The sequence below is a fragment of the Streptomyces sp. SID10853 genome, assembly GCF_010548145.1.
Classification (GTDB): Bacteria; Actinomycetota; Actinomycetes; order Streptomycetales; family Streptomycetaceae; genus Streptomyces.
This window is the reverse complement of sequence record NZ_JAAGLN010000261.1, coordinates 1-9316: the sequence shown is the minus strand read 5'-3', so window position 1 is coordinate 9316 and position 9316 is coordinate 1. Positions and strand designations below refer to the sequence as shown.

8 protein-coding genes are annotated in these 9316 nt (G+C 72.6%); 4 read left to right on the top strand and 4 right to left on the bottom strand.

Annotated features, from left to right (window positions below; all coding sequences use genetic code 11):
• Positions 1 to 101: 101 nt before the first annotated feature.
• Complete coding sequence (gene rsmH / locus G3I19_RS31145) at positions 102 to 1058, bottom strand: 16S rRNA (cytosine(1402)-N(4))-methyltransferase RsmH (RefSeq protein WP_164267070.1); 957 nt, start codon at positions 1056 to 1058, stop codon at positions 102 to 104.
• A gap of 423 nt (positions 1059 to 1481) precedes the next feature.
• On the opposite strand from rsmH, the gene G3I19_RS31140 reads away from it, so the two are divergent.
• The 4 genes from G3I19_RS31140 to G3I19_RS31125 all read left to right on the top strand — a co-directional run bounded on the left by G3I19_RS31140 (position 1482) and on the right by G3I19_RS31125 (position 7274).
• The gene (locus G3I19_RS31140) at positions 1482 to 2063 is read left to right on the top strand and encodes a carbonic anhydrase (RefSeq protein WP_164267069.1); all 582 of its coding nucleotides are present in this window, start codon (positions 1482 to 1484) and stop codon (positions 2061 to 2063) included.
• Positions 2064 to 2329: 266 nt separating this feature from the next.
• Positions 2330 to 3325: a MoxR family ATPase gene (locus G3I19_RS31135; RefSeq protein WP_164267068.1), complete on the top strand. Its 996-nt coding sequence runs from the start codon at positions 2330 to 2332 to the stop codon at positions 3323 to 3325.
• Complete coding sequence (locus tag G3I19_RS31130) at positions 3325 to 4866, top strand: DUF58 domain-containing protein (RefSeq protein ID WP_164267067.1); 1542 nt, start codon at positions 3325 to 3327, stop codon at positions 4864 to 4866. Before G3I19_RS31135 ends, G3I19_RS31130 begins: the two co-directional genes overlap by 1 nt.
• Complete coding sequence (locus G3I19_RS31125) at positions 4863 to 7274, top strand: DUF3488 and transglutaminase-like domain-containing protein (protein ID WP_164267066.1); 2412 nt, start codon at positions 4863 to 4865, stop codon at positions 7272 to 7274. The genes G3I19_RS31130 and G3I19_RS31125 overlap by 4 nt, the downstream gene beginning before the upstream one ends.
• 191 nt (positions 7275 to 7465) lie before the next feature.
• Here the strand turns inward: G3I19_RS31125 and G3I19_RS31120 are convergent, their stop codons facing one another.
• From G3I19_RS31120 to G3I19_RS31110, 3 genes are all read right to left on the bottom strand, one after another.
• The gene (locus G3I19_RS31120; RefSeq protein ID WP_164267065.1) at positions 7466 to 7858 is read right to left on the bottom strand and encodes a DUF3040 domain-containing protein; all 393 of its coding nucleotides are present in this window, start codon (positions 7856 to 7858) and stop codon (positions 7466 to 7468) included.
• Between the two features lie 248 nt (positions 7859 to 8106).
• Complete coding sequence (locus G3I19_RS31115; protein WP_164267064.1) at positions 8107 to 8865, bottom strand: methyltransferase; 759 nt, start codon at positions 8863 to 8865, stop codon at positions 8107 to 8109.
• A gap of 94 nt (positions 8866 to 8959) precedes the next feature.
• On the bottom strand, positions 8960 to 9316 hold a 357-nt coding region (locus tag G3I19_RS31110), incomplete at its 5' end, for an SAV_6107 family HEPN domain-containing protein (protein ID WP_164267063.1).

Genomic DNA, 9316 nt, shown 5'->3' with positions numbered 1-9316 from the left:
GACCAGCAGCACGAAGGGCATCCTGGCCGCCCGGCCGGGCCCGGCGGGCAGCAGCGCGGCGAGGCGCGCGGCCCGGCCCTTCAGCTGTCGGGGCGGCTTGCTCACAGAGCCTCCTCGCGGATGCGCTGCGCACCCCGCAGCCGGGCGGGTGCCGCGCGCCTGTTGTCCGCGACCTCCTCCTCCGCAGGGAGTTCCGCACCGCGGGTGAGGAGCTTGAGCCGCGGCTGGTAGCGCTCGGGCACCACGGGCAGACCGGCCGGCGCCGTGTTGGCCGCGCCCGCCGCGAAGACCTGCTTGACCAGCCGGTCCTCCAGCGAGTGGTACGAGAGGACGGCGATGCGCCCGCCCACCGCGAGGGACTTCACCGCGGCCGGGACGGCCCGCTCCAGCACGGCGAGTTCGCCGTTGACCTCGATGCGCAGGGCCTGGAAGGTGCGCTTGGCGGGGTTGCCGCCGGTGCGCTTGGCGGCCTGCGGCAGTGAGTCGCGGATCAGCTCGACCAGCCGGGCGCTGTTGGTGAAGGGTTCCTTCTCCCGCTCCCGTACGACGGCGGAGACGATGCGCTTGGCCTGCTTCTCCTCGCCGTACGCCCGCAGGATCCGGACCAGTTCGCCGGGCGGGTAGGTGTTGAGCACCTCGGCCGCGCTCATGCCGGTCGTCTGGTCCATCCGCATGTCGAGCGGGGCGTCCTGGGCGTACGCGAAACCGCGGTCCGCCTCGTCCAGCTGCATCGACGAGACACCGAGGTCGAAGAGGACGCCCTGCACGCGCGGGACCTCCAGCCGGTCCAGGACCTCGGGCAGTTCGTCGTAGACCGCGTGGACCAGGGTGGCCCGGTCGCCGAAGGACGCGAGCCGCTCGCCCGAGAGCCGCAGGGCTTCCTTGTCCCGGTCGAGCGCGATCAGCCTGGCCGCCGGGAAGGTCGAGAGCAGCGCCTCGCTGTGGCCGCCGAGGCCGAGGGTGCAGTCGACGACGACCGCACCGGGCTGTGCAAGGGCCGGGGCCAACAGATCCAGGCATCGCTGGAGCATCACCGGGACATGTCGGGACTGGCTCATGCGCCCTCTCAGGTAAGGCGCGGCCGGACGTACTGCCGGGTCCCCGCCCGCTCGGAAGGGGACGGTCCGCCGGCGCCGGGAAGGGCGTCGGCCGGCCGGCGAGCGGGAGAGGGCCGAGCCGTACGTACGCCGCGCATGCGCGGGTGTGCGGGATGTGTCCGTCAAGCAGGTGTGTCTGCGGTGAGTGACAGTGAGGAGTGCGCCCGTGCAGCACGTGACGACGCTCACGCCTCCCACTTCGCGCCACTTTAGTCCACTCGTCCCCCCGGTCAATCAACCGCCCAGCGCGCCGCGGGCTCTGCGTTTCATCCGAACGGAGTACGGTCACCACCGCTGTGGATTAGGTCACAGACGCCCGTGTTGACGCGCCATTTCCGCCCCCTTGGCAGGACCGCGCGATCAACGGCCGCTACCGTCATACGCATGTCGACTGCTGCGCACTCTCCCGCGGAGCCCACCCAGCCCCGCCCCGACCTCACCGTGCCCGCCGGCGGAACGGTCACCGACCGGCTCATCGAGGCCAACCGGCAGTACGCCGGGGCGTTCGAGGACCCGGGCATGGACGCCCGCCCGGTACTCCACGTGGCCGTGGTCGCGTGCATGGACGCCCGGCTCGACCTGCACGACGCCCTCGGGCTCGAACTCGGCGACTGCCACACGATCCGCAACGCGGGCGGTGTGGTCACCGACGACGTCATCCGGTCCCTGACCATCAGCCAGCGCGCCCTGGGCACCAGGAGCGTGGTCCTGATCCACCACACCACCTGCGGTCTGGAGAGCCTCACCGAGGACTTCCGGGTCGAGCTGGAGGAAGAGGTCGGGCAGCGTCCGCCGTGGGCGGTGGAGTCATTCCGCGACGTCGACCAGGACGTACGCCAGTCGATGCAGCGCGTACGGACCTCGCCGTTCCTGCTGCACACCGACGACGTGCGGGGTTTCGTCTTCGACGTACGGGCGGGCCTCCTGCGGGAGATCGACCCGGCCGGGGAGAGCCCTCAGGAGTGAATCCCCTGGTTCCCGTCCGGGCCTCCGGCCCCCTCGGAGCAGGGCGAAAACACGGCAACCTGCGACATGTCACGCCCACTTGTCCACAGGCGAGTGACACGAAGCGGTAACGGCAACGACAATGCTGGGGCGGCACCTCGTCCGGATCCCTCCGGGCGGGGCGTCAGCTGTTCGGGGTCGGGCCGGGCCGTGTACGAGCGCGCCGGCCCGTGAATGGGGTATCCCCTGCTTCTCAGGAGCGCGGGAGTAGGGCCGAGGAGGGCCGGGTGACGACCTATGACGATCGAGCGAGCCTCACAGATCTGACGACCACTGCGGAGCGCATCCGCGGGTCGGTCGAGGGTGTGATCGAGGGCAAGCCCGAGGTCGTACGGCTCGCGCTGACCGTACTGCTCGCCGAGGGGCATCTCCTCATCGAGGACGTGCCGGGCGTGGGCAAGACCATGCTGGCCAAGGCGCTGGCCCGCTCCATCGACTGCTCGGTGCGGCGCATCCAGTTCACACCCGACCTGCTGCCGTCGGACATCACCGGTGTCTCGATCTTCGACCAGCAGCGGCGCGACTTCGAGTTCAAGCCCGGGGCGATCTTCGCGCAGATCGTGATCGGCGACGAGATCAACCGTGCCTCCCCGAAGACCCAGTCGGCGCTGCTCGAATCGATGGAGGAGCGCCAGGTCACCATCGACGGGAAGACGTACGAGCTGCCCGGCCCCTTCATGGTGGTGGCCACCCAGAACCCGGTGGAGATGGAGGGCACCTATCCGCTCCCCGAGGCACAGCGCGACCGGTTCATGGCGCGGGTCTCCATCGGCTATCCCAGCCCCGAGGCCGAGCTCCAGATGCTCGATGTGCACGGCGGTGTCTCACCGCTCGACGACCTCCAGCCGGTGGCACACGCCCACGAGATCCTCAAGCTCATCGACGCGGTGCGCACGGTGCATGTCGCCGACGCCGTGCGGCGTTACGCGGTGCAGCTGGTGACGGCCACCCGCAGCCATCCGGACCTCAGACTCGGCGCTTCGCCGCGCGCCACCCTGCATCTGCTGCGGGCGGCCAAGGCGTCGGCCGCGCTGAGCGGCCGGGAGTACGCGCTGCCCGACGACGTCCAGGCGCTGGCCGTCGCGGTGCTCGCGCACCGGCTGCTGCCCACGGCCCAGGCCCAGCTGAACCGCCGTACCGCGGAGCAGGTGGTCCTGGAGATCCTCCAGCAGACTCCCGTTCCCGCGTACAACAACCGGCAGCCCGGCGCCCGGCGGCTGTGATGGCCGCCGGGGGTGCTCAGCCCGCCGACGAGGACGGGGGCGGGCTGCGGACCGCCCTGTCGGGGCTGACCACACGCGGCCGCTCGTTCATCGCGGCCGGTGTCGCGGCGGCGGTCTGCGCGTATGTCCTGGGCCAGAGCGATCTGCTGCGGGTGGGGCTGCTCCTCGCGGTGCTGCCGCTGATGTGCGCGGGCCTGCTGTTCCGGACGCGGTACCGCGTCGTGGCGGTCAGACAGCTCTCGCCCGCCCGGGTGACGGCCGGGTCCGAGGCCCGCGTCCATCTGCGGATGGACAATGTCTCGCGGCTGCCCACGGGCCTGCTGATGCTCCAGGACCGGGTGCCGTACGTGCTGGGGCCGCGGCCCCGTTTCGTCCTGGACCGGGTGGAGCCCGGCGGGCGGCGCGAGGTGTCGTACCGGGTCCGCTCCGATCTGCGGGGGCGCTATCCGCTGGGGCCGCTCCAGCTGCGGCTCACCGACCCGTTCGGGATGTGCGAGCTGACCAGGTCGTTCAGCGCCGCGGACACTCTGACGGTGATTCCCAGGACCGAGCCGCTGCCACCGGTCCGGCTGTCCGGTGAGGCGGCCGGGTACGGGGACGGCAGACAGCGCTCGCTCGCGCTGGCCGGTGAGGACGACGTGATCCCGCGCGGCTACCGGCACGGGGACGATCTGCGCCGGGTGCACTGGCGCTCCACCGCCCGCTACGGCGAACTGATGGTGCGCCGCGAGGAGCAGCCGCAGCGGGCCCGCTGCACGGTACTGCTCGACACCCGCAGGACCGCCTATCAGGGCGCGGGACCCGACTCGGCCTTCGAGTGGGCCGTGTCGGGGGCGGCGTCGGCGCTGGTGCACGTACTCGAACGGGGCTTCTCGGTAAGGCTGCTGACGGACACCGGCAGTTCGGTGCCGGCCGAGGGGGCGGGCGGATTCGCGGGGGCCACCCAGGGATCCGCCGACTCGGCGGGGCTGATGATGGACACGCTCGCCGTCGTCGGGCACTCCGACGAAGCGGGCCTCTCCCGCTCGTACGACGTGCTGCGCGGCGGGAACGAAGGGCTGCTGGTGGCTTTCTTCGGTGATCTGGACGAGGCACAGGCGGCGGTGGCGGCCCGGATGCGGCAGCGCAGCGGGGCGGCCGTCGCCTTCGTACTGAACATCGATGCCTGGGTGTACGGCGGTGCCCCGGCCGGGCACGGGGACGGGGCGCTGCGGCTGCTGCGGGACGCGGGCTGGACCGTGCTCGAGGTGGGGCCCGGGGCTTCGCTCGGTGAGCTGTGGCGGCAGGCGGGACAGCAGCACAGCAGTACGGGCTCGGCGTCCTGGCACGGCGGCACGGCGGCGACGGACAACGGCGCCGGCACGGGATCCGGCACAGCGGGGTCCGACAGCGGTACCGGCACGGCTGGGCCCCGCACAACGGGGTCCGGTACAGCGGGGGCGGGCACTGTGGGGTCCGGCCCGGCCCGGCCCGGCACGACTGGGACCGGCGCGGCGCAGCCCGGCAGCGGGACAGGGACCGGCGCGGGGGGCCGGGTATGAGCGGCCGGACGAGACTGGCGCTGTGCGCCTACGCGGCCACGATGCTGGCCGCGTGCGCGCTGCTGCCCCTGGTCCAGCCGGTCACCTGGATCATTCAGACCGCACTGCTGCTGGCGGTCCAGAGCGGGGTGGGCGCGCTGGCCCGGCGGGTTCCGCTGGCGCGGCCGCTGACGGTGGCGGCGCAGGCGGTGACCGCGCTGCTGATGCTCACGCTGGTCTTCGCGCGCGGCCAGGCGCTCGGCGGTATCGTGCCCGGCCCGGAGGCCGTGGAGCACTTCGGGGCGATGCTGCGGGCGGGCGCCGACGACATAGGGCAGTACTCGATACCGGCGCCGACGACCGCGAACATCCGGCTGATGCTGCTCGGCGGAGTGCTGCTGATCGGGCTGCTGGTGGACACGCTGGCGGTGACGTTCCGCAGTGCGGCGCCGGCCGGACTGCCGCTGCTCGCGCTGTACTCGGTGGCGGCCGGTATCGCGCAGAGCAGCGCGGCATGGCTCTGGTTCGTGCTCGCCGCAGCCGGCTATCTGCTGCTTCTGCTGGCCGAGAGCAGGGAGCGGCTCTCCCAGTGGGGAAGGGTCTTCGGCTCGGCGCACGGACCCGGGACCGATGGTTCCGCGCGCGGTGCGGGCAGTCCTTCGGCCCCGGTCCGTGCGGGGCGGCGTATCGGGGTGGTCGCGCTGGGGTTCGCCCTGGTGGTCCCGGCCGCGCTGCCCGCGATGGACACCGGACTGCTCGGGGCGGGGCGGGGCGCCGGGCCCGGGGGCGGCGGGGGGACCATCTCCGCGGTCAATCCGCTGGTCTCACTGCAGAACAGCCTGACCCAGTCCGACGACCGCGAGGTGATGCGCTACCGCACCAACGCGGTCGACACCGACGGGATGTATCTGCGGATCGTCTCGCTCGACCGGTTCGACGGCACCGCGTGGAAGTCGTCGGAGCGCCGCATCCAGGACGTTCCGAAGGAACTGCCGACGCCGGACGGGCTCGGCTCGGACGTGGCCACCACCGAGGTGCGGACCAACATCTCCGCGGCCGGCTGGTACGCGCAGAACTGGCTGCCGCTCCCCTATCCGGCGACGAAGGTCGACATCAAGGGCCGCTGGCGCTTCGAACCGGCCGGGCGGACGCTCGTCGGCGACCGGGGGCAGACCACGCGCGGTGTGCAGTACGGCGTGGACAGCCTGGCCGTCCGGCCGACGGCGGCGCAGCTGGCCTCGGCCCCGCCGCCGCCCGACGCGCTGCTGCGGGAGTACACGGAGGTGCCGGGTTCGCTGCCAGATGTCGTGAAGTCCACCGCGGAGCAGGTGACGAAGGGCGCTTCGAACGACTACCAGCGGGCGGTAGAACTGCAGGACTGGTTCGCCTCCGATGGTGGCTTCACCTACGACACCCAGGTGCAGTCGGGCACCGGCATCGACGCGATCGCGCGGTTCCTGAAGGAGAAGCAGGGCTTCTGCGTCCATTTCGCCTTCACCATGGCGGCGATGGCCAGGACGCTGCACATCCCGGCCCGGGTGGCGGTGGGCTTCACTCCGGGCACCGCGCAGCCGGACGGGACCATGTCGGTCGGGCTGCGTGACGCCCATGCCTGGCCCGAGCTGTACTTCGAGGGCGTGGGCTGGACCCGCTTCGAGCCGACTCCCACCCGTGGCTCCGTGCCCTCGTACACCCAGGCGGACCACTCGTCCGACGGTCCTGCCACTCCGGCGCAGCCGGACTCCACGTCATCGGCCGGCCCCGAGGCGACCCCGTCCGCGACGGCCAGTTGCCCGCCGCAGCTGCACAAGGTCAGCGGGTGCGGGGCTGCGGCACAGGGCGGCGGCGTACCGCCGGTCGACCGGGGAACCGGTCACGGCACGGCGCTGGGCGTGGGGGTGGCGGTGCTGATCGTCGTCCTGCTGCTGCTTCTGCTGCCACTGCTCTGGCGTACCAGGGCGCGGGCCCGGCGGCTGGGTTCCGGCGGACGGACACCGGCGGACGCCGCGGAACGGACGCTGTCGGCCTGGCGGGAGATCACCGACTCGGCCTGGGACTTCGGGATCCAGCCCGACGACTCGCTGACCCCGCGCAAGTCCGCCGAGCGGATCGTGCGGGCCGGTGGGCTGGCGGGCCCGGCGGCCGACGCGGTGCACAGGGCCGCCCATGCGGTGGAGCGGGTGCTGTACGCGCCCAGCGCCGGTGAGCCGGGCGGTCTCACCGATGACGTCCTGCTGATCAGGGCCGCGCTGCGGGCCGGTGTGGGCCGGGGGGCACGGGTCCGTGCGGTCCTGGCGCCCCGCTCGTCCGTACGGGTGGCGTGGGAGGTGTCCCGCCGCCGGGAGCGGGCCGCGGACCGCTGGCGCCGTCGCCGTGCGGGGCTCGACCGGTGGGCGGCGAACCTACGGCCCTCCCGCCAGCGCGGCTGAGCGGCTGAGCTGCTGAGCGGCTGAGCGGCAGGGTGCTGAACAGCAGCGTGGCTGGACAGCAGTGTGGCTGAGCTGCTGACGCGGGCCGGACGGCTGCGAGCGACCGCGTTCGACGGCTGAGGGGCGACCGCGTTCGGGCGGTCGCCCCTCAGACTGGTCTGTCGCTGACCGGCGGTCCGGTCAGTGGCCCTTCAGTGGCCCTGTTCGTCGCGGCGGCGCTGCCACCGCTCCTCGATGCGGTTCATCACCGAACGGTGTTTCCTGGCCTGTCGGCCCGGGGCCGGGCCTCCGGCCTGTTGCTGTTCACCGGGCTTGGGCGCTTTGCGCCATCCGGTGACGGCGAGCACTGCGCAGCCGAGCATGACGAGGAACCCCACCACACTGATCCAGATCTGCTGAGCGACCATTCCCGCCATGAGGAGGGCGATACCCACCAGAAAGCCGGCGATCGCCTGGTACACCCGGCGACGGGTATACCTGCGCAGCCCGCTTCCCTCAAGCGCTGTCGCGAACTTGGGATCTTCGGCGTACAGCGCTCGCTCCATCTGCTCGAGCATGCGCTGCTCGTGCTCCGAGAGCGGCACGGAGTCCTCCTACTCGTCGGTCGCGGGGTACGACCGTGATGCGGCCCTTTCAGAATAGGCAGGGATTCGCCCCCGTGAAACCCGCCCTCTACGCCAATTCACCATCCGGGCCGCCATGCAGACACAGCTGCCGGGGCGTGCATTCCCCGACGGCCGCACCGTCATGCCGGATGGTTACCCCGATCATACGGGGACTAGCCCCCGTACGGGGGGCCTGTGTGTCACTCCATGGCCGACTGCGCTGCTGATCAGCCCTGCTTCTTGCCCAGAACGTGCAACTGGGTGGCGACCGAGTGGAAGGCCGGCAGCTCCGCCGCGGCCGCTTCCAGCTTCAGCAGGGCCTCCAGCGCGCCCGGCTCGGTGTCGACCAGGACCCCGGGAACGAGGTCGGCGAAGACCCGTACGCCGTGCACGGCACCGACCTCCACACCGGCCGTGGTGACCAGCCCGGTGAGCTGTTCCGCGGTGAAGCGCCTGGGGACCGGGTCGCCTTCGCCCCAGCGTCCCGCCGGGTCCGTCAGCGCCTGCCTGGCTTCGGTGAAGTGCCCGGCGAGCGCCCGGGCCAGGACGGCGCCGCCGAGCCCGGCCGCGAGCAGGCTGAGGGCGCCGGAGGGGCGGAGCGCGTCCACCGCGTTCCTGATGCCCTCGGCCGGGTCCTCCACGTATTCGAGGACGCCGTGGCAGAGCACCGCGTCGTATCCGCCGCGCTCCACCACGTCGAACAGGCCGAGCACATCGCCCTGCACCCCGTGCACCTGGTCGGCGACGCCGGCCTCGGCGGCCCTGCGCTCCAGGCCGAAGAGCGCGTTGGGGCTGGGGTCGACCACGGTGACCCGGTGGCCGAGGCGGGCGACCGGCACCGCGAAGTTCCCGGTGCCGCCGCCGGTGTCGAGCACATCCAGGGCGGCCCGGCCGGTCGCTTCGGCCCGGCGGTCGAGGGCGTCCTTCAGTACGTCCCACACCACGGCGGTACGAAGGGAGGCGCGGGGGCGCAGCTGGTCCGACACGGCGGTTGACTCCTCGGCGCGGTGCCGCCGCGGACGGCGGGCCGTAGACAGCAAAGACTGGCTCCCACCCTATTGCCTTCGAAGGTCCCCCTGGTCACCCCGTGTGGCGACGCTCCGTCCCGGGGCGGGGCAGCAGCGGCAGTGCGGGCTGCAGGGCCAGCAGCCGCTCGACCAGGCGCAGGAACATGGCCGCGTCGCGCAGCAGATCGTCGGCGTCACGGCTGCCCGCCGCCCCCGGTATGCCCGCTTCCGCCCTGGCCCTGCGGCCGGCGCCCGAGGCGAAGAGGGCGCTCCACTCGGTCAGCTCGGGGGCCAGCTCCGGCAGCAGCTCCCAGGCGGTACGGATGGCGTTCCGCCGGCGGGCGCCGCCCGCCTTCCGGCGCGGGACGTCCTCGGGCCTGGCCCGTGAGGCGAGGACCGCTGCGGCGGTGCGCAGCGCGGCGAGATGGGC